Source organism: Janthinobacterium rivuli (genome assembly GCF_029690045.1).
Classification (GTDB): Bacteria; Pseudomonadota; Gammaproteobacteria; order Burkholderiales; family Burkholderiaceae_D; genus Janthinobacterium; species Janthinobacterium rivuli.
Window position 1 is genome coordinate 3,810,721 of the sequence record NZ_CP121464.1, and the last position, 23,877, is coordinate 3,834,597.

A 23,877-nucleotide genomic window follows, 5' to 3' on the forward strand; every position below is an offset into this window, starting at 1 on the left:
TATCTAAAACATCAATGCGCGCTGGCGCCTGCCGCGCCGATGCCCGTTTCCGAACGCATTTGCTGCGCTTCGTAGCCGGCGCGGTCGATGCGCGCGCGGGGGCTCTTGTCGAGCACCGAGAACAGCCAGATGCCGACGAAGCCGGCCGTCATCGAGAACAGCGCCGGCGAGGCATACGGGAACAGCGCTTCGCCATGGCCGAGCACGTCGACCCACACGGACTTCGACACCACCGTCAGCGCGACGGCCGTGATCAAGCCGAGGAAGCCGCCGATGGTGGCGCCCCGCGTGGTGCAATCCTTCCACAGCACCGACATGAACAGCACGGGGAAGTTGGCCGAAGCGGCAATCGCGAAAGCCAGCGAGACCATGAAGGCGATGTTCTGCTTTTCAAAGGCGATACCGAGCACCACGGCGATGATGCCCAGCACGATCGTCGTCACGCGCGACACTTTCAGTTCGTTGGCGCCCGTCGCCTTGCCCTTCTTGATGACGGTCGCATACAGATCGTGCGACACGGCCGACGCGCCCGACAGGGTCAGGCCCGCCACGACGGCGAGGATGGTGGCGAACGCGACCGCCGACATGAAGCCGAGGAAGACGTTGCCGCCCACGGCCTTGGCCAGATGCACGGCCGCCATGTTGTTACCGCCCAGCAGCTTGCCGGCGGCATCCTTGAACTCGGGATTGGTGCTCACCAGCACGATGGCGCCAAAACCGATAATGAAGGTCAGAATGTAGAAATAGGCGATCCAGGTGGTGGCCCAGAACACGGATTTGCGCGCTTCCTTGGCGCTCGGCACCGTGAAGAAACGCATCAGGATGTGCGGCAGGCCGGCCGTGCCGAACATCAGCGCCATGCCGAAGGAGATGGCCGAGATCGGATCCTTGATGAAGGAACCGGGGCCCATGATGGCTTCCTTGGTGGCGTGCACGTCCACCGACTTGGCGAACAGCGCTTCCGGGCTGAAGTTGAATTGCGCCAGCACGGCCACGGCCATGAAGGTGGCGCCGCCCAGCAACATCACGGCCTTGATGATCTGCACCCAGGTGGTGGCCGTCATGCCGCCGAACAGCACGTAAATCATCATCAAGGTACCGACCAGGACGACGGCGATCCAGTACTCGAGGCCGAACAGCAGCTTGATCAGCTGGCCCGCGCCCACCATCTGCGCGATCAGGTAAAACGCCACCACGACGAGCGTGCCGGAAGCGGAAAAGATGCGGATCGGCGCCTGCTTGAAACGGTAGGCGGCCACGTCGGCAAACGTGTAGCGGCCCAGGTTACGCAAGCGCTCGGCCATCAAAAAGGTGATGATGGGCCAGCCGACGAGAAAGCCGATGGCATAGATCAGGCCATCGTAGCCGTTCAAAAAGACGGCGGCGGAAATACCGAGGAACGATGCGGCCGACATATAGTCGCCGGCAATCGCCAGGCCATTCTGGAAACCCGTGATGCCGCCGCCAGCCGTGTAGAAATCGGAAGCCGACTTGGTCTTCGCGGCCGCCCACTTGGTGATGAACAAGGTAAAAATGACGAAGGCGGCGAACATGATGATCGCCGTCCAGTTGGTCGGTTGCTTGACTGCCTGGCCCAGGTCGGCGCCGGCCGCCAGCACGCTGCTGCTGGCGCCCAGCAATGCCAATGCACTCAGGCAAGACACGCCGCGCAGCACATGCTTGGCGGCGCTCATGCCTGCACCCGTGCCTGGATGGCGCTGGTCAGGTCGTCGAATTGCTTGTTGGCGCGGCGCACATAGATGCCGGTGATCAGCACGGTAAACACGATGACGAACAGGCCGATCGGCATGCCCCAGGTCATCACGCCCGCGCCCGTTTTCGTGGCCAGAAATTCCTTGTTGAAGGCGATGAGCAGGATGTAGCCGTAGTACACCAGCATCATCAGGCCAGTCAGCGCCCAGCCGAAGCGGGAACGCACCTTGACCAGTTGATGATAGCTGGGGTCGCCCTTGATTTTTTGAACCAGATCGTCATGCATTGTGTTGCCTCCTGTTATGTAAAAGCGTGCTCTTTTGTGCGAGCTTGGATTCACAGTACAGCGCGAGACTTACCCGCCCCTTACGGCAGCGTTTTTTCTCGCAGGGACAACACAAGGCAGGCAGAAAATCAGTTCAAGGCGGCAGCCGGTCCGAAGAATTCATGGTGCGTCTGCTGTTCCGGCACGCCCAGTTCGCGCAGGTATTGCTTGACGGCCCGCATGAATGGCTGCGGTCCCAGGAAATAGGCATCGACGTCGCGCGAGGCCGGCAGCCAGTGATTCAATTGCTCTTTATTCAGCAAGCCGACGGCGTCCGGCGCGTCGTGTTCACCACCATGTTCCGCGTAGCAGTAAAAGCGCTGCAACTGCGGGTGCTGCGCGGCCAGCTCGTCGATCTGCGCGCGGAACGCGTGCACGCCGTGGTGGCGCGCCGCGTGGATGAAATGCACGGGACGCTTGCCGCGCAGGGCCTCCGTCAGCATGGCCAGGGTCGGCGTGATGCCCACGCCGCCGCTGATCAGCACCAGCGGCTTGTCGCCATCGCGCAGCACGAAGTCGCCCGATGGCGGCGTCAGCTGCACCGTGTCGCCTGCCTGCACATTATCGTGGAAGAATGTCGACACCTTGCCGCCCGCTTCGCGCTTGACGCTGATGCGGTAGGTCTGGCCATTGCTGGCGGCGGACAAGGAATACTGGCGGCGCATGGGCACGCCATCGACCGTGGCCACCACGCCGATGTACTGGCCTGGCGCAAAGTCAAGCACGGGCTGGCCATCGGCGGGCGCCAGCAGGAAGGAGGTGATCTCTTCGCTTTCCACCGTCTTGCTGCGCACTAAAAAGTCGCGCGCGCCGCTCCAGCCACCCGGCGCGGCCGCCTGCGCCTTGTAGATGCGCCCTTCTTCGCCCGCCAAAATATCTGCCAGCTGGCCATAAGCCGCGCCCCAGGCATCGATGACGGCGTCGCTGGCCACTTGTTCACCCAGCACTTCGCGGATCGCCTGCAGCAGGCTGGCACCGACCAGCGGATAGTGCTCGGCGCGGATCTGCAGGGCCACGTGTTTGTTGACGATGATCGATACGAGGTCACCGAGCGCATCGAGTTGATCGATATGTTTGGCATACATCAGCACGCCATTCGCCAGCGCGCGCTGCTGGTCGCCGCTGTGCTGGTGCGCCTGGTTAAAGTACGGCAGCACTTCCGGATGGTCGCGGAACAGATTCTTGTAGAAGTGGCGCGTCAGCGCTTCACCGCCCTGCTCGAGGATGGGGACGGTGGCCGTGATGATGGCGCGTTGTTCTTGGGTCAGCATGTGGAACTCCTGTGAGAATGTAAGTAATCGGTCTAGGCCAGCGTCTCTACGGCTGGATATAACTCATGGTCTTCGCGCCGCATGCGCTGGAACAGCGCGTGCAGGACGGTATTGGCTTCGCTGCGAAAGGCTTCGGGTTCCGCTTCCAGGCGCACTGGCGTATTCCAGCGGCCGGCGAAATCGAGGTAGGCGCCGGCGATGCCGTGCATTTCGTTTTCGTACTGGCGTCCCAGTTGTGCCACCTTGGCCACGCCGGACGCTTGCGCGGCCGGATACAGGTAGCGCTGCTCGACGGCCAGGTGCAGCTTGATCAAGCCGCTCATGGCGATGATCTGTTCGGCAATGGCCTGTGCCTGCGCGGCCACACCGCCGCGCGCCAACTGGCGCAAGTCGTCGATGGCGGCCAGGATGTCCAGGTGCTGCTGTTTGAATTTGTCGATATTCATGGCGTGTTTCTCTTGTTGAGTGTTGCCAGTGTAGCGGAATTCGCTTAAACATGCAAATTACATGCATCTTTAAATGGCCAGTATTTCATACTGACATGGCCACTATGTGCGGCATGGAACACAAGCTGCGGCCATGTCTGCCTATAATTTCTTCATCACAGCGCGGGCCCGTTTGCGGCCGTGCCGCAACCCCCACTCCAGCCAAGGATGAGCATGAAAAACAAGACGGGCACAGGCCAGGCGCAGCAACTGGCCGGCATCATCAACGAGCACCACACGGAACTGCTGGACGGCTGGATGGCCGGCCTGATCGCCCGCCTGGTGCGGCGCGACAAGATCGCCGAAAACGAGCTGCGCCAGCAGGCATCGCAATTGCTGCCGCTGCTGGCGGGCGCGCTGGAAAGCGGCGACTCGTTCGATCTCGAAGGCGGCGCCTGGGACGATACGCGCCAGCTGCTCGCGGAAATATCGCAGTCGCGCGTGCGCCAGGGCTATTCGCCGATCGACACGGCCAGCTTCATGTTCGCCCTGAAGGAGCCGCTGTTCGGCTACCTGCGCAAGGCAATCACGGCGCAGCCGGAGCAGCTGGGCGACGCCATCGTCAGCACCAGCAAACTGTTCGACGAACTGGGCCTGCTGACCATCGCCATCTACCAGAAGGCGCGCGAACAGGTGATATTGCGCCAGCAGCAGGAATTGCTGGAGCTGTCCACGCCCGTGGTGCAGCTGTGGCAAAACGTGCTGGCCCTGCCCCTGATCGGCACGCTCGACAGCGCCCGCACGCAGGTGGTGATGGAAAGCCTGCTGCAAAAGATCGTCGACACGGGCGCCCTGATCGCCATCATCGACATCACGGGCGTGCCGACCGTCGACACCTTGGTGGCGCAGCACCTGCTGAAAACCATCGCCGCCGCGCGCCTGATGGGCGCCGACTGCATCATCAGCGGCATCCGCCCGCAGATCGCGCAAACCATCGTGCATCTGGGCGTCAACCTGGAAGACGTGATGACCAAGGCCACCCTGGCCGACGCCTTCGTCGTGGCCCTGAAACGCACGGGCTCCAGCATCACCTACCAGCAGCAACAACACTGAGGCGCCTATGGATAGAATCCCCATTTTACGCATGGGCCGGCTGCTGCTGGTGACGATCCAGGTGGACATGCATGACCGCCTGGCGATGACCTTGCAGGACGACCTGACCACCCGCATCGTGACGGACCGCGCCACGGGCGTGCTGATCGACATTTCCGCGCTCGACATCGTCGACTCCTTCATCGGCCGCATGATCAGCAACACGGCGGCGATGGCGAAGATCCTCGATGCGCACACCGTCGTCGTCGGCATGCAGCCGGCCGTCGCCATCACCCTGGTGGAACTGGGCCTGACCCTGGAAGGCGTGAGCACGGCGCTCAACGTGGAACGGGGCATCAAGCTGCTGGAACGGGACGGCGCATGCGCATGACGGGGGCGCCATGCTAGGCGCGCAGGCACAGGCAGGGGTGCAACAGGCGCAGCAGATCCTGCCCCTGCACAGCGACGAAGACGTCGTGCGGCTGCGCAAGCAGGTACGCGACAGCATGGTCGCCATGGGATTTGGCCTGATCGAACAGACCAAGATCATCACGGCGGCCAGCGAACTGGCGCGCAACACCCTGCGCTACGGCGGCGGCGGCGAAGCGCGCATCGCGCGCGTCTGCGATGGCGCGCGGCAGGGACTGGAACTGCGCTTTGTCGATGCGGGACCGGGCATCGACGATATCCCCCTGGCGCTGACCGATGGCTATACCAGCGGCGGCGGACTGGGACTGGGGCTGGGCGGCGCCAAGCGCCTGGCCGACGCATTTCACATCGACACGGCGCCCGGCGCGGGCACCACCGTCACCATCGCGAAATGGAAGCTGTTTTGAACCACATCGAGCAAGCCCCTGACATAGCCAGGCAACGCAGTTTTCCCATCAGCGAGCCGAGCGAGATCGCCGCGGCCCGGCGCGCCGGCAACGAACTGGCGCGGCGCATCGGCTTCGACGACGTGCGCACGGGCCAGCTGGCCATCATCATCAGCGAAGCGGCGACCAACATCGTCAAGCATGCGCAACGCGGCGAGATCCTGCTGCGCAAGGTGCTGCGCGGCGGCACCAGCGGCATCGAGGTGCTGGCCATCGACAACGGCCCCGGCATGGGCAATGTACGCCAGCACATGGCCGATGGCCATTCCACCACGGGCACCTACGGCGTGGGGTTGGGCGCGATACGCCGCCTGGGTCAGGAATTCGACCTGTACACGGCGCCCGGCAAGGGCACGGTGCTGATGGTGGTGGTCTGGGGACAGCATGCCAGTAGCGCCATTCCCGCCCATCCGAACTGGCAGGTCGGCGCCGTGTGCCTGCCGCTGCCCTCGGAACAGGTGTGCGGCGACGCCTGGAACGTGGTCTGCGAAGGCCATGAACTGAGCTTGCTGGTGGCCGATGGGCTGGGTCACGGCCCGCTGGCGGCGCGCGCCTCGGAACGCGCCAGCGCCTTGCTGGAAACTGACACACCCGGCTTGCCGCCCCTGCCCGCCCCCTTCATCGAACTGGCCCACGGCGCCCTGCGCACGACGCGCGGCGCGGCCCTGGCGGTGGCGCACATCGACAGCGCGCGCCGCGAATTGCGCTTTGCGGGCGTAGGCAACATCGCCGCCTGCGCCTTCGATGCGCAGCAGCGCCGGCATCTGCTGTCGCATAACGGCATCGTCGGCAGCAACCTGCGCAAGGTGCAGGAATTCTGCTATCCGTGGCAGCTGGGCGCGACCTTGATCATGCACTCGGACGGCTTGCACACGCGCTGGGACCTGGAACAGTATCCGGGCCTGGTGCATTGCCACCCCAGCCTCGTCGCCGCCGTGCTGTACCGCGATTTTGCGCGCGGGCGCGACGACGTCACGGTGGTGGTGCTGCGCGAACACGAGGAGCACCTGCCGGCCGGTACGGAAAGGAGCGAAACAACATGACGCAACGCATATTGACGGCCCATATCGGCAGCGAACTCGATGTGGTGGGAGCGCGCCAGCGCGCGCGCCAAATCGCCGCCCTGTGCGGCTTCGGCGTGCAGGACCAGGTGCGCATCGCCACGGCCGTGTCGGAACTGGCGCGCAACGTCTACAACTACGCCGGCAGCGGCAAGGTGCATTTCGCCATCGATGGCCAGACGGCGCCGCAGGTGCTCAGCATCCGCATCGAAGACCAGGGCCCCGGCATCGCGCAGCTCGACCGCATATTCGCCGGCACCTACCGCTCACCCACGGGCATGGGCCTGGGCATTCTGGGCGCCCAGCGCCTGATGGACCGCTGCCATATCCACAGCACGCCCGGCGACGGCACGCACATCACGCTGCACAAGCTGTTCCCGCGCGACGCTCCCCTGCTCGACGGCAGCATGATCGGCACGCTGTCCGGCAGCCTGCAGGCGCTGCCATCGGATATCACGCTGTCCGAAGTGCAGCAGCAGAACCGCGAACTATTGACCACCCTGGCCGAACTGAAGACACGCCAGGACGACCTGCTGCAACTGACGCGCGAACTGGAAGACACCAACCGTGGCGTGGTGGCGCTGTTCGCGGAACTCGACGAAAAAGCCGACCACCTGCGCCGCGCCGACCAGATGAAATCGCGCTTCCTGTCGAACATGAGCCATGAATTCCGCACGCCGCTCAGCTCCATCCGCGCCCTGTCCAAGCTGCTGCTCGACCGCATCGACGGCGAGCTGTCCGAGGAGCAGGAAAAGCAGGTGCTGTTCATCCTGCAAAGCGCCGTCAGCCTGAGCGACCTGGTGAACGACCTGCTGGACCTGGCCAAGATCGAGGCGGGCAAGGTCGACGTGCACGCCAACAGTTTTCAGGTGGCCGACCTGTTCAGCGCCCTGCGCGGCATGCTGCGTCCGCTGCTGGTGTCCGAATCGCTCACCCTGACCTTCATCGATCCCGACCCGGCGCTGCATATCCATACGGACGAAGGCAAGCTGTCGCAAATCCTGCGCAACTTCATCGCCAACGCCCTGAAGTTCACGGAAGCGGGCGCCATCATCGTCAGCGCCACGAGCTTGCCGGAGCAGGATGCCATCCGCTTTTCCGTCTCCGACACGGGCCTGGGCATCGCCGCCGAAGACGTGCAGCTGATCTTCGAGGAATTCAGCCAGGTGGAAAACCACATGCAGCGCAAGGTCAAGGGCACGGGCCTGGGCCTGCCCCTGTGCCGCAACCTGGCCACCCTGCTCAATGGCACGGTGAGCGTGGAAAGCACGCCTGGCGAGGGCTCGCTGTTTTCCGTCGTCCTGCCCACCAGCTACCATGCGCCCGAAGGCAGCCTGCCGCCCAGCGCGCCGGCCAACGACAATGGCAACGACCAGCGCATCGGCGTGCTGGTGGTGGAAGACAATCCGCCCGTGCGCCTGCTGTATGAAAAATTTTTGGCCGGCAGCGAATTTCGCGTCGTTCCCGCGCGCAGCGTGCGCGAGGCGCAGGAGCGCTGGGAACAGCAGCGTCCCGCCGCCGTCATCCTCGACATCATGCTGCACGGCGAAACGGCCTGGCACTGGCTGGCCGAGCTGAAAAACGACCCGCTGCGGCGCCAGGTGCCCGTCATCGTCGCCACCGAAATCGACGACGTGCGCAAGGGCCTGGCCCTGGGCGCCGACGCCTACTACGTCAAGCCGCTGTCGCGCCAGCAATTGCTGGCGACCCTGCGCGCGCTGATCGGCAATACACACCACCGGCAAGAGCCGGTTCCGCCGCAAGGCACAACCACCTGGGACAATGCGCATGCTACCGGATAACAACAGCGATGCTCTGATCCTGAACGTCGATGACAGCGATGGCGCACGCTACGCCAAGTCGCGCATCCTCAAACGCGCCGGCTTCAAGGTCATCGAAGCCTCGAACGGAGGCGACGCGCTGCTGCGCGCCCGCCAGGACCGCCCGAACCTGATCCTCCTCGACGTCAAGCTGCCCGACATCAACGGCCTGGAAGTGTGCCGCCAATTGAAGGGCGGCGCCGAGACCAACACCATCCTGGTGCTGCAGACGTCCGCTTCCTGCATCGGCTCGGCCGACAAGATCCGCGCCCTCGATGGCGGCGCCGACAACTACCTGGTCGAGCCGATCGAGGCCGATGAACTGATCGCCAACGTCAAGGCGCTGCTGCGCCTGGGCCGCGTGGAGCGCGCGCTGCGCGACGTGGACCGCCGCAAGGATGAATTCCTGGCCACCCTGGCGCACGAATTGCGCAACCCGCTGGGCCCCATCCGCACGGCGCTGGCCCTGCTGTGCAAGCTCGACCCCGTCGTGCCGGCCGTGCAGGACAATGCGCGCCGCACCATCGGCCGCCACACGGACCACCTGGTGCGCCTGGTGGACGACCTGCTTGACGTGTCGCGCATCTCGCAGGGCAAGATCTCGCTGCAATGGGAAAGCGTGAGCCTGGCCAGCGTCATCCGCAGCGCGCTGGAGACGAGTTCGCACAGCGTCGAAGCGCGCGGCCATGCGCTGGACGTGAACCTGCCCAAGGAAGAACTGTGGGTCTGCGGCGACGCCGTGCGCCTGTCGCAGATCGTCGCCAACCTGCTGCTCAACGCGGCCAAGTTCACGGCGCCGGGCGGGCGCATCGCCATCACCGCCGCGCGCGAAGGCGACAATGTGCGCATCCGCCTCAGCGACAACGGCATCGGCATCGCCGCCGCCAATATCGACAGCATCTTCGGCCTGTTCGAGCAAAGCGGCCACTCGCCCGACCGGGTGCAGGACGGCCTGGGCATCGGCCTGTCGCTGGTGCGCAATCTGGTGACCTTGCACGGCGGCCAGGTCAGCGTGCACAGCCCCGGCGTGGGACTGGGCAGCACCTTCGAAGTCATCCTGCCGCTCGACGCCAACCTGCCGCAGCCGGCCGCGCCGGTGCCGGAAGCGGCCACCGGCGGCAGCCAGCGCATCCTCGTCGTCGACGACAACTGCGATGCGGCCGACACCCTGGCCGAACTGCTGGAAATGTACGGCCACACGGTGCGCACGGCCTACACGGGCACGCAAGCGACCGAGCGCACCCTGGAATTCAAGCCCGACATCGTCTTTCTCGACATCGGCCTGCCCGACATGAGCGGCTACGACGTGGCCGTCAAAATGCGCCAGCTGCCGATACCGCAGCAATTCCTGCTCGTCGCGCTGACCGGCTATGGCCAGGAACACGACCGGCAGGCGGCCCTGGCGTCGGGTTTCAATGAACACTTTGCCAAACCCGTCGATTTCGGCAAGCTGGCCATGCTGGGATTGCATATCGCGCCCTGAGCGCGATGGCGGGGATGGCGGCTGCGCGTTGCCAGGGCGTCCGCTATAATCGGCGGCCGCCTCACCTCTGGAACCATCACATGAAAACCCGCACGCCGCTGCTGCGCATCACCATGATACTGGGCGCCCTGCACGCCCTGCTCGGCTGGCTGCTGCTGCCGGCCCTGCCCGTCGGCCTGGCCGGCTGGCTGCTGGGCGGCGCCGTCTTGCTGGCCTCGACCATGCTCATGCCGATGACCATCTTCGCCCGCGCCGTCACCAACGATGCGCGCCTGGCCGACCGCCTGAGCTGGGCCGGCTCGCTGTGCATGGGCTTTTTTTCCTCGCTGTTCGTGCTCACCGTGCTGCGCGAACTCACCCTGCTGATTCCCGCCGCCCGCCCGCACGCGCAGGCGTCCGCCGTGCTGGTCCTGCTTCTGGCCCTGCTGGCCACCATCGTCGGCTTCATCAACGCCCGCAAGGTGGCGCGCGTGCGCGAAGTGACGGTGCCCATCGCCGGCCTGCCGGCCGCCTTGCAGGGCTTGACCATCGTGCAACTGAGCGACATCCACGTGGGCGCCACCATCAAGCGCGCCTACGTGGAAGCCATCGTCGCGCGCGCCAACGGCCTGCGGGCCGACATCATCGCCATCACGGGCGACGTGGTCGATGGCACGGTGGCGCAACTGGGCAGCCATACGGCGCCACTGGGCGAGCTGCGCGCGCGCCATGGCGTCTTCCTCGTGACGGGCAACCACGAATACTATTCAGGTGCAGCACCGTGGGTGGCGGAGTTCCGCCGCCTGGGCTTGCGCGTGCTGATGAACGAACATGCGGTGCTCGAACACGACGGCGCGCGCCTGGCCCTGGCCGGCGTCACCGATTTCAATGCGGGCAGTTTCGACCCGGCCCAGAAAAGCGACCCGCAAGCGGCCATCGCCGGCGCACCGGCCGATCTCCCCCGCATCCTGCTGGCGCACCAGCCGCGCAGCGCGCCCGAGGCCGAAGCGGCAGGCTACGACCTGCAATTGTCGGGCCACACGCACGGCGGCCAGTTCTGGCCATGGAATCTGTTCGTGCCGCTGCAGCAGCCCTACGTGGCGGGACTGCACCGGCAAGGCCGCTTGTGGATTTACGTCAGCCGCGGCACGGGTTACTGGGGCCCGCCGAAACGCATCGGCGCGCCGGCGGAAATCACGAGACTGAGGCTGGTGGCAGCGTAAACTTCACTCCTCCCAGCTGGCCATCCACGCCTCGAAACGCGCCAGCACGGCCGGCGGATTCAATCGTGCCATCGCACCTTCCACCGCGTCGCTGTCGCTGACCTCGAACAGCAGCACGAAATCGTCACGCTGCACTCCCACGCCAAAACAGCCTTCGCCATCGAGCTGCGCCAGCGCCGCGATGCAGGCCTCGAACACGCCGCTGCGAAAAGTGCTGAAATCGACGCCGAACGGCAAGTCGCGGTGCGCCTGCAGCAGCAAACGGTAGGCGCTGTCGAAATACGCGACCCCATCCTCAAACGCCCATTCGGCCGGATTCCACAACATCTCTTCGCCGTATTCCGAGGCGGCCAGCGCTTCGCGGCTGTTGGCCGCCGGGCCGATGGTCATGGCGCTGTCGTCGCTGACCAGCGCGAAAGCGTCGATGTGCTGATCGGGATGCGCACGGCGCACGGCAGCGACAGCCCGGCGCGCGGCGTCCGCCACCAGCGTGTGCAGCAGCGCGAAATCGAAAACGGCAGGGTCGATGAGCATGGCGCGCGCCAGGATATGGCCACCGGCGACAGCCGCGTCGCAATGGGCCAGATAGGCGGCCTGCGCTTCGGCTACGCTCGCGTACTGCGTGCGCGTCTCCTCGCCCCAGGTCATGGCCGCACCGGCGGCCGTCCACACGGTGGCGCCGAAGACGCGCACTTCCTGGAAGCGGGCCGGCTGGTCATGGTCGAAGGTATAAAACAGGCTGTAATTGTCAGGCATAAGATTTTTCATTGTTTAATCGGGCCGTATCTGCGCGGCGAAATCGCGCTGGCGGAATTGCTCCAGCAAGAAATCGACGAACACGCGCGTCTTCGCGGGCAGCAGTTTCTTGCTCGGATAGTACACGGACAGGGGGCCGGAATCGGCATGCCAGCCGGGCAGCAAGCGGACCAGGGCGCCGCTGCGCAAGTGGGCCAGCGCGTGCGGCATGGGCAGCAGCGCCACGCCGACGCCGAGGATGGCTGCCTGCGCCATCGCTTCCGGGTCGTCGAAGATGGCGCGCGGCCGGCATTCGGCCACGCCTTCGCCGCCGGAACCGTCGCGCAGTATCCAGCTGCGCAATCTGCCGCTGCCAGCCGAGCGGCGCGTCACGCCATCGAATTGGGCCAGATCCGACGGATGCACGGGCATGGCCTTGCCCTGCATGAAGGCGGGCGACGCCGTGGCGACGATGTGGGCGTGGCCCAGTTCGCGCGCCACCACGCCCGGCGTCAATTCGATGCCGCCGCCGATGGCGACATCAAAGCCTTCGCCGATCAGGTCCACTTGCCGGTTGTCGAAATGGCAGTCGGGGATGACGCCGGGGTAACGCGCGATGAAGTCGCCCAGCAAGGGCACCACGTAGCTGCGCCCGAACGACGGCGCCATGCTGATTTTCAGGATGCCGGCCGGCTGGCCGCCCTCTTCGGCCACGCCGGCGATCGCTTCGCGCAAGGTGGACAGGGCGCCGCCGATCTGCTGCAGGAAGCGCTCGCCCCCTTCCGTCAGGGTCAGGCGGCGCGTGCTGCGCTGGAACAGCCGCAACCCCAGGCTCGCTTCCAGGCGCGCCACGTTCTTGCTGACGGCAGCAGGCGTCAGCCCCAGGCGGCGCGCGGCCGCGGAAAAGCTGCCCAGCTCGGCAGACAGCACGAACGATTGCAAGTGATTGAGGGCTTCCATGCGCTTATTCTACCTGCTCATTTGATAGCAATGGTTGAAAGTGATTGTAGGGATTGCTGGCTAGCGCGGCAGGAATGAAAGGCAGATACTGAATTCCTCGACTCCTCACTCAGAAAGCTCATCATGCAAACCCCAGCCAGCACCAGCACCACCTTGCCACTGCAAGACAAGATCGCCTTTGTGACGGGCGGCTCGCGCGGCATCGGCGCCGCCATCGTGCGCCGCCTTGCCAGCCAGGGCGCCAACGTCGTCTTCACCTATCAAAGTTCCGCCGCCGAAGCGCAGGCGCTGGCCGCCAAAGTGGAGGCGGCCGGCGGCAAGGCCCTGGGCGTGCAGGCCGATGCGGCCGACGCCTCCGCCCTGACGGCCGCCATCGCCAAGGTGGCGGCGCAGTTCGGCCGTGTCGACATCCTCGTCAACAATGCGGGCGTGTTCCTGCCCGGCGCCATCGATGATTTTTCGCTGGAAGACTTCGACAAGACCTTGAACGTCAACGTGCGCGCCGTGTTCGTGGCCATCAAGGCGGCCGTGGCGCACATGCCAACGGGCGGGCGCATCATCAACATCGGCAGCACGAATGCGCACCGCATGCCGTTCGGCGGCGCGGCCGCCTACGCCATGAGCAAATCGGCGCTGAGCGGCCTGACGCAAGGCCTGTCGCGCGACCTTGGCCCACGCGGCATCACCATCAACAACGTGGAACCTGGCCCCGTCGCCACGGACATGAATCCGCCGACGGGCGACTTCGCCGACCTGATGCACGGCCTGATGGCCCTGCCCCGCCACGGCACGGCCGATGAAATCGCCGGCATGGTTGCCTATCTGGCCAGCGCGGAAGCGGCGTTCGTCACGGGCACGGGACTGAAGATCGATGGCGGTTTTGCCGCCTGATCGAGTCCGAACATCAGCGAACGGTGCGCCGCCACGCCTGCCATGGCGCCATCGGCCACCGCGAACGCCACGCTGCCCGCCATGCGGCCCGCGTCACCGCAGCAAAAGACGCCAGGCACGCTGCTGGCCTTTTGCTCGTCGGTGCGCACGAACGGTCCCATGGGTCCCTCTTCCAGCAAGCAGCCCAATTCACCGGCCAGGGAACTGGCCAGGCGGGTGCGGGTCGCCACGAACAGGCCGGCCATCGCGTGGCAGCTGCCGTCCGTCATGACCACGTCGGCCACGCCGTCGATCCGCGCCACGGGCGTGCGCACCAGCGTTACACCGCGCGCCTCGAGTTGTTCCAGCTGCGCCGCATCGGGCTCGAACGCGCCATTCAGGAAAAAAGTCACCGTGCCCCAGTCGGGCAGCATCAAGGCATGGTGCATGGACAGGGCGCCGGTGGCCAGCACGCCGATGGCGCCCTGCTCCAGTTCATAGCCGTGGCAATACGGGCAGTGAAAAACGCTGCCGCCCCAGCGCTCTGCCAGGCCATCGACGGGCGGCAATTCATCGATCACGCCAGTGGCCAGCACGAGGCGGCGGCCGTGCACGACATGGCCATCCGCCAGGGTGACGTCGAAGCCGTCGCCATCGCCGTTGGCCGCCGCTTGCACGGCCATGCCATCCAGCCAGGTGACACTGGCATACGCCATCAACTGCGCCTTGCCCTCGGCCGCGATGGCGGCCGTGCCGCTGCCGTCCTGGGTCAGGAAACCGTGGGAATGGCTGGCGTAGCGGTTGCGGCGCTGGCCGCCGTCGATCACCAGGACGCGGCGGCGGGCGCGCGCCAGTTGCGTGGCGGCGGACAGGCCCGCGTAGCTGCCGCCGACGATGATGGCATCGAACGGGATGCCAGGCGATTCAGGAATGTGCATGTGGAGCTCCTTTGTGAATGGCGTATTGTTGGCTGAAACGGTCGGCCAGGTCGGCCAGGGTGACGGCGCCAAAGCGCTGGATCAGCAGCGCCTCGGCTTCATCGAAGGCGCCGGCCAGCGACTGGTTGACCACTTGCTCGACCAGGCAACCCGGCTGGTCGACGCGGTTGCCCATGGCGAAAATGGTGGGCGAACCCACGGCCACGTATATGTCTTGCAGGGTCACCTTGTGCAGGTCGCAGACGATGCGCCAGCCGCCGCCATGCCCCTTGATGGATGCCACGTAGCCGCGCTCGCGCAAGCCGGCCATCACGCGCCGCACCAGCACGGGGTTGGTGTCCAGGTAGCCGGAGAGTTCTTCGGACGTCATCGGGCGTCCCGCATGGGCCATGTGCAGCAGCACATGGAGGATCGATGATAGTTTGCTGTCGCGTCTCATGTAACTAATGATAGTACATAATTTCCGCAGATGCAAACCAGTTGCAAATTCTTGCGTAAAAAAAAAGGGGTCAGACCCTGTCGGTTCTGACCCCAGCCCTTGCTTCAGGGTGTATTTTTACACTGCTGATGTTTCCTTGCGCCGCCGTCCCCGCCACCACAGCAGCAAGCCCAGCAGCAGCACGCCGACGATGATGCCCGCGCGGGCCAGGCCGATCAGGTTGGACGGCGCACCGCCATTGCGCAGGGTCGTCACCTGCTCCGCCGTGACCTTGACAGCGGGGTTGCCGTACATCTGCTGCACGTAATTGCCGAGGGTGACGATCTGCTCGTCCGACAGGGTCTGGCGGAAGGCGGGCATCAGGTGTCCACTGCCACCATCCTGGCGCTCGACACCATCGAGTATCGCCATCACCAGGTTATTGCTGTTGCTGCGGCCCGTCACCGAATTGTGGAACAGCGGTGGCAAGCTGCCGTCGAAACTGCCCTCGCCCCTGGCCTGGTGGCAGCTGGCGCACTGCGCATCGTACAGCTGCGCACCCGACATCCTGTTCAGGTTTTGCGGCAGCGGCACACCGCGGATGGCGTTCAACTCGTCGCCCGCCTGGCCCCATTGCGTCACCGGTTTCACGTCCGCCTTGTCGCGGATGGCGGGTACACTCTTGAGATAGTGCGCGATGGCGTTCAAGTCCGCGTCGCTCAGGTGCTTGAGGCTATGGTCGATGGCTTCGGCCATCGGCCCTGCCGCCTGCGCCTTGCTGGCTGCGCGGCCCGTGCGCAGGTAGCCGGCCAGTTCCTGCTGGCTCCAGCCGCCCACGCCGCTGTTGACGTCCGACGTGATGTTCGGCGCGTACCACGTGCCCAGGTCCGCGCCGCCCAGGTCCTGCGACAGCTGCTCTGCCATCAGCGCATTGCGCGGCGTGTGGCAGGTGCTGCAGTGGGCCAGGCCCTGCGCCAGATAGGCGCCGCGGTTCCACTCCATGCTTTTCGACGCATCGGCCACGAAGGGTTTTTTATCGAGGAAGAGCAGGTTCCAGCCCGCCATCGACAGACGGATATTGAAAGGGAACGGCAAGTCCGTCTTTTGCGAAGGCGCCGTGTCCACCGCCTCCACGCCATGCATGAAGTAGGTGTACAGGGCGGCCGTGTCGTCGTCCGTCACCTTGGCGTAGGCCGTGTAGGGCATGGCCGGATACAGGTGCGCGCCGTCGGCACGCACGCCATGGCGCACGGCGGCGGAAAACTGCGCCAAGGTGTAGTTCCCGATGCCATGCGTTTTTGACGGCGTGATGTTGGTGGCGACGATGGCCCCCAGCGGCGTGGCCAGGGCCAGGCCGCCCGCCATCGGTTTGCCGCCAGGCACGCTATGGCAGGCGATGCAGTCGCCCGCCGTGGCCAGGTAGCGGCCACGTTCGATCGATTGCACGTCAGCGCCCGGCGCTTGCGCCGCCAGCACCGGCAAGGCCACGAGGGACAGCAAGGCGGCGCCGGCCGCCGTTCTGAAGATCGCCATCATGCCGTGCCTCCCTGTTGTTCGTCGAGGATGTGCTTGACGGTGCGCAGCGCCACGGCCAGGCCGTTTTCCGTCGAATTGCAGGTGCCGGACGTGGGCAGCACGCCGGTGCTGCACAGGAACAGGTTGGCGTGGTCGAACGTGCGGCCCCACTGGTCGCACACGGCCTTGGCCGGGTCGGAACCCATCGACAAGGTGCCGCAGATGTGCTGGTTGTTGGCAAATACGCCTTCTTTGCTGTGGCGCAGATTGGTGCCGCCCATCAGCTTGGCGATGCGTTCGAAATCCTGCTTCGCCCGCTCGTGGCCGCGCTTGGTGTATTCATCGATCGCGTAATGCGCCTGGGGCTTGGGAATGCCCATGCTGTCCTTTTCTTCGCTCAGCGTGATGCGGTTTTCAGGATTTGGCAGCACTTCAAGCACCGTCTTCAAGCTCATTTCGCGCGCCGAGCGGAAACGCAGCTGCTGTTCGAATTCTTCGCCGAACACGCCCTTGCTGATCAGATCCTTGGTGGCGCCGTCGACTCTCGAGATGTTCGTGAAATCGAGGCGATACGGCGAATGCTCGCTGCGGAAGTCGCCATCGCGCATGGTGTTGATGGAGTTGGGACTTTGCGGACCACGGCCCAGCCACAGGTCTTCATCGGCGTCGAAGGTGAGCGAAGTGCTCGGGTGGTCCATCAGGTTGCGGCCCACCATGTCGCTGCTGTTGGCCAGGCCGTTCGGATACTTTTCCGAGGCGGACAGCAACAGCAGGCGCGGGCTTTCGATGCCGTTGGCGGCCAAAACAAACGTCTTGGCCGTCACGCGGTGGCTTTTTTTGTCGACGTCGTAGTACAGCGCGGCCGTGATGCGGCCCTGCGCGTCGTGCTCCAGCTTGTAGACGTTGGCATTGCACAGGATTTGGACGCCGGCTTCCTCAGCCTGCAGCGCGGCGATGCCGCCGTGGTATTGCGCGTCGATGGGGCAGATCGGCTGGCAGCTGTTATTGCCGCAGCAGGCCGGACGGCCATCGTAGCTGACGCTGTTGCGCGCCACCGTATTGCCGACCACCTTGTAGACGGGGTCGAGGCGCTCGCGGATGCGGCGCATGGCAAACGGTTCCGTCACGGGTTCCATCGGGAAGGCCTGCTTGCGCGGCGAACCCGTATTGTCGGCGCCCGAGACGCCCATGATGTCTTCCGCTTCCTGGTAGAACGGCTCCAGGTCTGCATAGCTGATCGGCCAGTCGACGCCCACGCCATACAGGGTATGGATGCGGAAGTCGTTCGGCACGTTGCGCCACGCTTGCGCGGCCCAGTGCCACGAGGTGCCGCCAAACTGGCGGATGTATTCGGCCGGGTACGGATACGGACCGGCCTGCACCAGGTAGCCGCTGTCCTTGGGCTGGTAAATCGGGTGCGGCGCGGTCGGCACCGACGGGTACGGCGACATCAAGTCGCTGCGGCGCGTGGAATTGCGGAAGCGGCCGACGATCTCGCCGCGCGTCACGCGCGGTCCCGCTTCCAGTATCTGCACCTTGGCGCCAGCCAGCGCCAGCTTGCGCGCGACCAGGGAACCGATGATGCCGGAGCCGATCACAATGTAATCGGCAGTGTATTGTTCAGCCATCATGGCTCCTTAGATTGGTTTTCTGGCCCAGCTGCCGTAGGCGCCGTAGGAATACGAAGGGGGGACCAGCACATCGGCGACGACGGCTGCGTTCAGCGCTTCTTCATAAGCGACGCAAACCGCCGCCTCGCCCGTGCCGACGATGCCCAGGTACCAGGCGCTGGCGATCTGGCGCGGCAAGGCGGCCACCGGCGACTGCGCCGCATCGAGCGCGGCTTGCATGCCTGCGCTCTTCAGTCCTTGCGCGTTGATCAGCGCCAGCAGGGTGCGCACGTGCGCGGGAAAGGCGGCATCCTGCGCCACCAGCGCCTTGTACAGGCGCTGGGCCAGATCCGGATCGAGTGCCTGGCGGCCCACCAGCACGGCGGATACGGCCAGGAAAGCGCCCTCTTCCGCATTGGCGACCGGCTCGGCCAGCGCCCAGGGAATCAGCGCCGCGGCAGACACCGACAGCAAGCCGGCCAGCACCATGCGGCGGCCGGGATTCAGGGGGCCGCGGCCCTCCTTGTTATATGTAGCGTCCAATTGAAGCTCCCGTGAGTTCAGCAACCGTTCAGAAAGAATGCTTGAGACCGATCATGACGACCGTCTGGCCGCCGTTCGACGACGGCGTGCCGTTTTGCGAATCGCCGACCGAGGCCACGGCGTTGACGATGGCGCCATCCTGGCCCAGGGTCTGGCCGCGTGCCAGCTGGCGCGCTTCGATCAGGTAAATCGCCGTGCGCTTCGACAGTGCGTAGTTCTGCTCGAACGACAGCTGGCGGTAGCGCGCGCGGTCGGCGATGCCGTTGGCGTGGCTGGCGAAGGTATCGCTGTAGCCGGCGGACAGGAACCACTGCGGCGTCAGCTGGTAGCTCGAGATCAGGCCGGCCGTGTTGAAGATGGCCGTGTCGCGGAAGGCCGAGCGGCTGCCGGCCTGGTACTGCACGTTGCTGGCATTGGCGCCCACCATCCACTTGCCCATGGTGTAGCGCGCGCTGGCGGCGATGAACGCGATGCTTTCCGCCGAGGCGTAGCCCCGGTTGATGGCGGAAATGCCGAAGCTGCCCGAGGCCTTGTCGCTCCAGCCGGCGCCATTCTGCCCATTTTTCAATTTCAGATAGCCGAGCGCGAATTCGGCTGGCGACGTGCCGTACTTGACGGCGGCGCTGAAGCTGCTGCCTGCGGCATTGCCGTCGGCCGCTTCGCCAAAGCCGTATTGCGCGCTGGCCTGCAAGCCGCGCCAGGCGGGCATGCTGTAGGTGACGGAATTGCTGATGCGCACGGTCGTATCGAGGCCGTCGATATCGCCGGGATGGGCGCCGGTGGCACCCGTCAGGACGTTGCTCGATGCCAGGGAACCCACCAGCAGGTAGTACGGGGTGTACTGGCGCCCGGCCGTCACGCTGCCGTAGGCTGTCGATTGCAAGCCCACGTAAGCCTGGCGGTTGAACAGGGAACTGGCCGAACTTTGCGCGCCCGTATCGCTTTCAAAGCCGTTTTCCAGCAGGAACAGCGCCTTCAGGTCGCCGCCCAGGTCTTCCACGCCCTGGAAACCGATCTTGCTGGCAGACAAGTTACCGCTGCGCATGTAGGTAGTCGATTTGCCGCCCTGGTTGCTGGCGTAGGCGGTGGCCGCATCGACGACGCCGTAAATGGTGACATTGCTTTGGGCGCAAACGTTTGCGCCGATGAGCGTGGAAACGGCCAGCGCCGCAGCGCGCATGCATGGTGTGTTCATTTTTTTTCCTGACTTTCCTGTTTTATCTGGCGAAATACGGGCGTGGCGCCGCGTTGCCGCCCCATCCATTGATACGGGCGTCCGCTGTTCTTCTTGATTTGGATCAAGTGAGGCAAATTATACGCTTATTTACTCACATGTAAGTGATTGACTGTAGGGCGTAGTCTTATAGCAAAACCGGCAAGCGCGCGGCCGCGTGCCCCGCAATGTGCGGAAATGACGGCGGCAGGCATGCGGAAAGCAGCGGCGGCGCGTGTCGAAAAACACGCGCCCGGTGGAGGGTCAGGCAGGCGGAAAAACGGGGGAATGGAAAGGTCAGCGCAGGATGGCGGGCGCCACCGGCAGGGTTTCAAGGGCAATAAAGGCTTCCAGGGCGCGGCGCATGTCTTCGAACACCTGCTTGCCGTAGGCCGCTTCCAGGTGCGCATACTGCAGGTCGATGAGCTTACCCATTTGCATCAGCAAACTGGCGCCCGCTTCGGACAGGTGCACCTTGCGGCGGCGCTGGTCGCCTTCGAACTTGCTGCGCCCGATCAAGCCGATTTCTTCCATGCGCGCCAGGATCCCGCTCATGCTGGGGCTGGAAATCTGGCAGATCTCGCACAGCTCGCGCGGCTCCAGCGTCGGGCTTTCATTGAGCGCGCGCATGATGCGCCACTGCTGCTCCGTCACGCCGAAGTGATTGAGGATGGGGCGGAAATGCTGGAGCAGGCTGTCGCGGGCCTTCAGCAGCAGTTGCGGCATGTTCGGATAACGGATCGGTGACTGCAAGCGGAACTCCTTGGATGGCCGGCAAATGAGGGGCATTATACGACCCGCCCGAAGACAATAGCGGCAAAATTCCCCTTCCCTGCCGCTCCCATGCCATGGCGTCAGCTTTTGGCTTTTCTCTGCTCCGGGATGAAGTGTTCGCGCACGGCCTTGGCCAGCAAGTCCGGCGGCAGCAATCCCTGCCCCAGCAGGAAGTTGTTGAAGGCCAGGCGGTCGAATTTCTCGCCCAGCGCCAGCTCCGTTTCCGCGCGCAGCTGCAGGATGCGCGTATAGCCATAAAAATAGCTGCCCGCCTGGCCCGGCATGTTGAAGGTGTAGCGGTCCAGCTCCTGGCGCGCCATCGGTTTCGACAGCATCACTTCATCCGTCAGGATACGGCCCGCCTCTTCGCGCGTGATCTGCCCCAGGTTCAGCATCGGGTCGAGCATGGCGCGCGCCGCGCGCAGCATGCGAAATTGCAGCGCGATGAACTGGCCTTCAGCCGGCTCGTAGGGAATCATCTCCGCTTCCGCGTACAGGGCCCAGCCTTCCACGTTGACGCTGTTGAACGCGTACAGGCTGCGCGCCTGCGACACGCCGCGCTCCACCATGGCGCTGAACTGCAGCTCGTGGCCAGGGCGGCCCTCGTGCGCGCTCAGGGTCCAGGCGGCGCCCGCGAAATTGAAATCGTCATACGCTTCGCCCTTGCCGCTGGCGGCCGGATTGCTGACGGGCAGGACGAACTGGCCGTGTTCTCCCGTATTGCCGATCAGCGGAGGCGGACGCATATGCGGCGCCGGGTGGGCCGCCGATTCTGCGGCGGACGCCAGGCGCATGGTCATGGCGCGCGCAGGAATATCGACCACGCGCTGCTGGGCGATGCGCTGTTCCAGCTGCGTATTGACGCCCTTGTAGTGCGCTTCGAGCCGCTCGTTGGGAATCGAATCGCTTTTCAGCGCGCGCAGCACCTGGCGGTAGTCACTGCCGTCCACGCCCTTCAGCGACAGTTTCGACGCCACGACGGGCGCCAGCGCCTGCATGGCGGCGCGCGTTTCCAGGTAGGCCACTTGCGCCCGTTCGATCAGCGCGCGCGGCTCGATATCGATGCCCACCTGCTTCAGGCGGAATGCATACAGCTCGGGCGCCATGCGGAAATCTGTGCGCGACAGGGGCAGCACCACTTGCTTTTCCCACGCCGCATACTCGTTCAGCTGCTGCTCCATGGCCGCCAGCGCAGCTTCGGTGCCAGTGATTTTCATGTCGGCGAACAGCTTGCGGATGCCGGCGATATACGTCGGCACGTTTTCCAGCGACTGCTCCACCTGCAGGCGCACGGGTCCCGCCAGGCCAGGCTGGCCGATTTTTTCCGTGAAACGCGCCTTGGCCTGCGCCGTGATCGGCGTGCTGCCCGGGAACTGGCCCACGTAGCGCCGCAGGCGTTCGAGCGCCTTGGCGCGGCGCGCGGCCGGACGCTGCTCCTGCAGCAGGCTTTGCATGCTGCCAAAGACCATTTGCGGCACATCGACCCACGGCAAGGTGTACTGGGCTTCCAGCTGCGCGCCAGCGATTTCCTGATCGACGGCGCCGATCAGAATTTCCAGGTCCTGGCGTATGCGTTCGTCGCGTTCCAGTTCCAGCTTTTGCTGCAATTGCGCGCGCGCCTTTTGCATGGCCGCCACATGGCGCTCGGTGATGTTCGGCCCCAGGTCGGCGGCCAGGCCGTCGTACTGGGACAGCCCCGTGTCGGAGGCGTCTTCGGGCGAGAACTGCGCCTGCGCCGCCAGCACGATGGCCGCGTTGCGGTTGCTCGCTTCAACCCAGGCCGATGAAGCGGCGGCAGCTGCGGGAATGGCGGGAGCGGCGGCCATGGTGGGCATGGCAAATACGATGGAAAGTGCGGCTGCCAGCACGGTCTTGCACAATTGCGCAGTGACGGACATCGGGGGATTCCTTCCTGAGGTGAACGATGAGCGAAGCGGCGAGTATCGGCCAGCCTCGCATGCCTGTCAATTCAGGCCGTTCAGGGCCGGCAGGTTCCACGGCGTGACGATCTGGATGGCGGACAATGGCGGCGCGTGCGCCACGACGGGCAGTGCGCCCTGCGCCCGCAGGATTTCCTGGCAGGCGCGGCGCATGTCCTGGCCCAGGTCATGGTGCAGCACGGCCTGGATGGCGCCTGACTTGAGCAGTGCCACGTTGTCCGCGTCCAGGTCGTGGCCGATGAAGACCTGGCAAGGCCGGCCCGCCTGCGCGAATGCCTGCACGATGGCGGCATTGCCGCCGCCTATCGAATACACGGCGGCGATGTCCGCATACCCGGCCAGGGCTTGGCGCACCAGCGCGCCCGTGGCGCCGTCGATGCCGTGGCCTTCGCTCACTTCGACGATGGATAAATGGCGGTGCCGTTCGCGCAGCGCGCGGCGAAAGCCGATCTCGCGCTCTTCCTCGCCGTGAAAGCGGTTGCTGCTCAGGGTGACCAGCACTTGCTGTTTCCTTGGCCGCTTGCCCGCCCCCAGCCACTGGCCGATCAGGCAGGCGGCAGTCTCACCCGCCGCGCGGTTATCCATGCCCACATAGCTGCGGCGCGCGGAAGCGGGCAAATCCGTCACCAGAGTCACCACGGGAATGCCGGCCGCCGCCAGCCGGTTCACCGCCTCGGCCACGGGCGGCAAGTCCGGCGCTTTCAGCAGCACGCCGTGGCTGCCGTTCTTGCAGATGCGTTCGAGCAGTTCAACGATGCCCTCCACTTCCAGGGTTTCATGCAGGTGAAAGCGCGAGCGCAGCACGGCCGGGTGCAAGGACGGCAGCTCCGATTCGAGTGCGGCGCGCACGGCGTCCGTAAAACGGCGCGGCGCCACCATCAGCACGTCGAGCATGAATTTTCTGCCGGACAGCCCCACCTGCGTGCTTTGCCGCGCCAGCTCGTCGAGCGCCTGCATCACGCGGCGCACCGTATTGGCATGCACGCCGCCGCGCTGCTTGATCACGCGGTCGACGGTGGCCACGCTGACGCCGGCCTGCAGCGCCACGACCTTGACGGGAAACGGATGCGTCATGCCATGTCCATGGTAATTGA

The 23,877-nt window shown here is 65.2% G+C and carries 23 protein-coding genes; 8 read left to right on the plus strand and 15 right to left on the minus strand.

Going from position 1 to position 23,877, the window contains the following annotated elements; translation table 11 throughout:
- Positions 1–11 precede the first annotated feature (11 nt).
- The 4 genes from P9875_RS17295 to P9875_RS17310 form a co-directional block, all read right to left on the minus strand.
- On the minus strand, positions 12–1,694 hold the full coding sequence (locus tag P9875_RS17295) for a cation acetate symporter (RefSeq protein ID WP_278316057.1): 1,683 nt from the start codon (positions 1,692–1,694) through the stop codon (positions 12–14).
- Complete coding sequence (locus tag P9875_RS17300) at positions 1,691–1,999, minus strand: DUF485 domain-containing protein (protein ID WP_278316058.1); 309 nt, start codon at positions 1,997–1,999, stop codon at positions 1,691–1,693. The genes P9875_RS17295 and P9875_RS17300 overlap by 4 nt, the downstream gene beginning before the upstream one ends.
- A gap of 128 nt (positions 2,000–2,127) precedes the next feature.
- On the minus strand, positions 2,128–3,309 hold the full coding sequence (gene hmpA / locus P9875_RS17305; RefSeq protein ID WP_278316059.1) for an NO-inducible flavohemoprotein: 1,182 nt from the start codon (positions 3,307–3,309) through the stop codon (positions 2,128–2,130).
- A 32-nt stretch (positions 3,310–3,341) separates the two neighbouring features.
- Positions 3,342–3,755 carry a hemerythrin domain-containing protein gene (locus tag P9875_RS17310; protein ID WP_099402142.1) on the minus strand — a complete coding sequence of 138 codons (414 nt, stop codon included), beginning with the start codon at positions 3,753–3,755 and terminating at the stop codon, positions 3,342–3,344.
- Between the two features lie 213 nt (positions 3,756–3,968).
- On the opposite strand from P9875_RS17310, the gene P9875_RS17315 reads away from it, so the two are divergent.
- The 7 genes from P9875_RS17315 (at position 3,969) to P9875_RS17345 (ending at position 11,267) form a co-directional block, all read left to right on the plus strand.
- Positions 3,969–4,847: an STAS domain-containing protein gene (locus P9875_RS17315; protein ID WP_278316060.1), complete on the plus strand. Its 879-nt coding sequence runs from the start codon at positions 3,969–3,971 to the stop codon at positions 4,845–4,847.
- Positions 4,848–4,854: 7 nt separating this feature from the next.
- Entirely contained in the window at positions 4,855–5,217 is a 363-nt protein-coding gene (locus P9875_RS17320; RefSeq protein ID WP_278316061.1) for an STAS domain-containing protein, read from the plus strand.
- Positions 5,218–5,227: 10 nt separating this feature from the next.
- On the plus strand, positions 5,228–5,662 hold the full coding sequence (locus tag P9875_RS17325) for an ATP-binding protein (RefSeq protein WP_051958626.1): 435 nt from the start codon (positions 5,228–5,230) through the stop codon (positions 5,660–5,662).
- Entirely contained in the window at positions 5,659–6,744 is a 1,086-nt protein-coding gene (locus P9875_RS17330) for an ATP-binding SpoIIE family protein phosphatase (protein ID WP_278316062.1), read from the plus strand. The genes P9875_RS17325 and P9875_RS17330 overlap by 4 nt, the downstream gene beginning before the upstream one ends.
- Positions 6,741–8,564: an ATP-binding protein gene (locus P9875_RS17335; protein ID WP_278316063.1), complete on the plus strand. Its 1,824-nt coding sequence runs from the start codon at positions 6,741–6,743 to the stop codon at positions 8,562–8,564. The genes P9875_RS17330 and P9875_RS17335 overlap by 4 nt, the downstream gene beginning before the upstream one ends.
- Complete coding sequence (locus P9875_RS17340; RefSeq protein WP_176389897.1) at positions 8,551–10,065, plus strand: response regulator; 1,515 nt, start codon at positions 8,551–8,553, stop codon at positions 10,063–10,065. Before P9875_RS17335 ends, P9875_RS17340 begins: the two co-directional genes overlap by 14 nt.
- Before the next feature lie 80 nt (positions 10,066–10,145).
- Positions 10,146–11,267 (plus strand): metallophosphoesterase, encoded by a 1,122-nt coding sequence (locus P9875_RS17345; protein ID WP_278316064.1) that lies wholly within the window; start codon positions 10,146–10,148, stop codon positions 11,265–11,267.
- Between the two features lie 3 nt (positions 11,268–11,270).
- On the opposite strand, the gene P9875_RS17350 is transcribed toward P9875_RS17345, so the two are convergent.
- Both P9875_RS17350 and P9875_RS17355 read right to left on the minus strand, forming a co-directional pair.
- Positions 11,271–12,023: a DUF4303 domain-containing protein gene (locus tag P9875_RS17350; protein WP_278316065.1), complete on the minus strand. Its 753-nt coding sequence runs from the start codon at positions 12,021–12,023 to the stop codon at positions 11,271–11,273.
- A 15-nt stretch (positions 12,024–12,038) separates the two neighbouring features.
- Positions 12,039–12,962 carry a LysR family transcriptional regulator gene (locus P9875_RS17355; protein ID WP_278316066.1) on the minus strand — a complete coding sequence of 308 codons (924 nt, stop codon included), beginning with the start codon at positions 12,960–12,962 and terminating at the stop codon, positions 12,039–12,041.
- 123 nt (positions 12,963–13,085) lie between these two features.
- Here P9875_RS17355 and P9875_RS17360 point away from each other — a divergent pair, with 123 nt between their 5' ends.
- Positions 13,086–13,853, plus strand: a complete 768-nt coding sequence (locus P9875_RS17360; protein WP_278316067.1) for an SDR family oxidoreductase — start codon at positions 13,086–13,088, stop codon at positions 13,851–13,853.
- Here P9875_RS17360 and P9875_RS17365 read toward each other — a convergent pair.
- The 9 genes from P9875_RS17365 to P9875_RS17405 form a co-directional block, all read right to left on the minus strand.
- Positions 13,781–14,770 (minus strand): NAD(P)/FAD-dependent oxidoreductase, encoded by a 990-nt coding sequence (locus P9875_RS17365; RefSeq protein WP_278316068.1) that lies wholly within the window; start codon positions 14,768–14,770, stop codon positions 13,781–13,783. The two genes, P9875_RS17360 and P9875_RS17365, sit on opposite strands and share 73 nt — an antisense overlap.
- Positions 14,757–15,209, minus strand: coding sequence for an RrF2 family transcriptional regulator (locus tag P9875_RS17370; protein WP_278316069.1), 453 nt, complete (start codon positions 15,207–15,209; stop codon positions 14,757–14,759). The genes P9875_RS17365 and P9875_RS17370 overlap by 14 nt, the downstream gene beginning before the upstream one ends.
- A 117-nt stretch (positions 15,210–15,326) precedes the next feature.
- A complete protein-coding gene (locus P9875_RS17375) occupies positions 15,327–16,724 on the minus strand; it encodes a cytochrome c (RefSeq protein WP_278316070.1) in 1,398 nt (465 codons plus the stop codon).
- Entirely contained in the window at positions 16,721–18,331 is a 1,611-nt protein-coding gene (locus P9875_RS17380) for a GMC family oxidoreductase (protein WP_278318843.1), read from the minus strand. Before P9875_RS17380 ends, P9875_RS17375 begins: the two co-directional genes overlap by 4 nt.
- A gap of 9 nt (positions 18,332–18,340) precedes the next feature.
- A complete protein-coding gene (locus tag P9875_RS17385) occupies positions 18,341–18,856 on the minus strand; it encodes a sorbitol dehydrogenase family protein (protein ID WP_255206321.1) in 516 nt (171 codons plus the stop codon).
- Positions 18,857–18,884: 28 nt separating this feature from the next.
- The gene (locus tag P9875_RS17390) at positions 18,885–20,051 is read right to left on the minus strand and encodes a porin (protein ID WP_278316071.1); all 1,167 of its coding nucleotides are present in this window, start codon (positions 20,049–20,051) and stop codon (positions 18,885–18,887) included.
- 315 nt (positions 20,052–20,366) lie between these two features.
- Positions 20,367–20,822 carry a homoprotocatechuate degradation operon regulator HpaR gene (gene hpaR, locus P9875_RS17395; protein WP_235211677.1) on the minus strand — a complete coding sequence of 152 codons (456 nt, stop codon included), beginning with the start codon at positions 20,820–20,822 and terminating at the stop codon, positions 20,367–20,369.
- A gap of 101 nt (positions 20,823–20,923) precedes the next feature.
- On the minus strand, positions 20,924–22,741 hold the full coding sequence (locus tag P9875_RS17400; RefSeq protein ID WP_278316072.1) for a DUF885 domain-containing protein: 1,818 nt from the start codon (positions 22,739–22,741) through the stop codon (positions 20,924–20,926).
- A 66-nt stretch (positions 22,742–22,807) separates the two neighbouring features.
- Positions 22,808–23,857 carry a LacI family DNA-binding transcriptional regulator gene (locus P9875_RS17405; RefSeq protein WP_278316073.1) on the minus strand — a complete coding sequence of 350 codons (1,050 nt, stop codon included), beginning with the start codon at positions 23,855–23,857 and terminating at the stop codon, positions 22,808–22,810.
- Positions 23,858–23,877 lie beyond the last annotated feature (20 nt).

What these genes read in the sequence shown, in the direction of transcription:
- P9875_RS17295 (WP_278316057.1), bottom strand. Translation starts at nt 1,694, where the DNA reads ATGAGCGCCGCCAAGCATGTGCTGCGCGGCGTGTCTTGCCTGAGTGCA.
- P9875_RS17300 (WP_278316058.1), bottom strand. Translation starts at nt 1,999, where the DNA reads ATGCATGACGATCTGGTTCAAAAAATCAAGGGCGACCCCAGCTATCAT.
- hmpA (WP_278316059.1), bottom strand. Translation starts at nt 3,309, where the DNA reads ATGCTGACCCAAGAACAACGCGCCATCATCACGGCCACCGTCCCCATC.
- P9875_RS17310 (WP_099402142.1), bottom strand. Translation starts at nt 3,755, where the DNA reads ATGAATATCGACAAATTCAAACAGCAGCACCTGGACATCCTGGCCGCC.
- P9875_RS17315 (WP_278316060.1), top strand. Translation starts at nt 3,969, where the DNA reads ATGAAAAACAAGACGGGCACAGGCCAGGCGCAGCAACTGGCCGGCATC.
- P9875_RS17320 (WP_278316061.1), top strand. Translation starts at nt 4,855, where the DNA reads ATGGATAGAATCCCCATTTTACGCATGGGCCGGCTGCTGCTGGTGACG.
- P9875_RS17325 (WP_051958626.1), top strand. Translation starts at nt 5,228, where the DNA reads ATGCTAGGCGCGCAGGCACAGGCAGGGGTGCAACAGGCGCAGCAGATC.
- P9875_RS17335 (WP_278316063.1), top strand. Translation starts at nt 6,741, where the DNA reads ATGACGCAACGCATATTGACGGCCCATATCGGCAGCGAACTCGATGTG.
- P9875_RS17340 (WP_176389897.1), top strand. Translation starts at nt 8,551, where the DNA reads ATGCTACCGGATAACAACAGCGATGCTCTGATCCTGAACGTCGATGAC.
- P9875_RS17345 (WP_278316064.1), top strand. Translation starts at nt 10,146, where the DNA reads ATGAAAACCCGCACGCCGCTGCTGCGCATCACCATGATACTGGGCGCC.
- P9875_RS17350 (WP_278316065.1), bottom strand. Translation starts at nt 12,023, where the DNA reads ATGCCTGACAATTACAGCCTGTTTTATACCTTCGACCATGACCAGCCG.
- P9875_RS17355 (WP_278316066.1), bottom strand. Translation starts at nt 12,962, where the DNA reads ATGGAAGCCCTCAATCACTTGCAATCGTTCGTGCTGTCTGCCGAGCTG.
- P9875_RS17360 (WP_278316067.1), top strand. Translation starts at nt 13,086, where the DNA reads ATGCAAACCCCAGCCAGCACCAGCACCACCTTGCCACTGCAAGACAAG.
- P9875_RS17365 (WP_278316068.1), bottom strand. Translation starts at nt 14,770, where the DNA reads ATGCACATTCCTGAATCGCCTGGCATCCCGTTCGATGCCATCATCGTC.
- P9875_RS17370 (WP_278316069.1), bottom strand. Translation starts at nt 15,209, where the DNA reads ATGAGACGCGACAGCAAACTATCATCGATCCTCCATGTGCTGCTGCAC.
- P9875_RS17375 (WP_278316070.1), bottom strand. Translation starts at nt 16,724, where the DNA reads ATGATGGCGATCTTCAGAACGGCGGCCGGCGCCGCCTTGCTGTCCCTC.
- P9875_RS17380 (WP_278318843.1), bottom strand. Translation starts at nt 18,331, where the DNA reads ATGGCTGAACAATACACTGCCGATTACATTGTGATCGGCTCCGGCATC.
- P9875_RS17390 (WP_278316071.1), bottom strand. Translation starts at nt 20,051, where the DNA reads ATGAACACACCATGCATGCGCGCTGCGGCGCTGGCCGTTTCCACGCTC.
- P9875_RS17400 (WP_278316072.1), bottom strand. Translation starts at nt 22,741, where the DNA reads ATGTCCGTCACTGCGCAATTGTGCAAGACCGTGCTGGCAGCCGCACTT.
- P9875_RS17405 (WP_278316073.1), bottom strand. Translation starts at nt 23,857, where the DNA reads ATGACGCATCCGTTTCCCGTCAAGGTCGTGGCGCTGCAGGCCGGCGTC.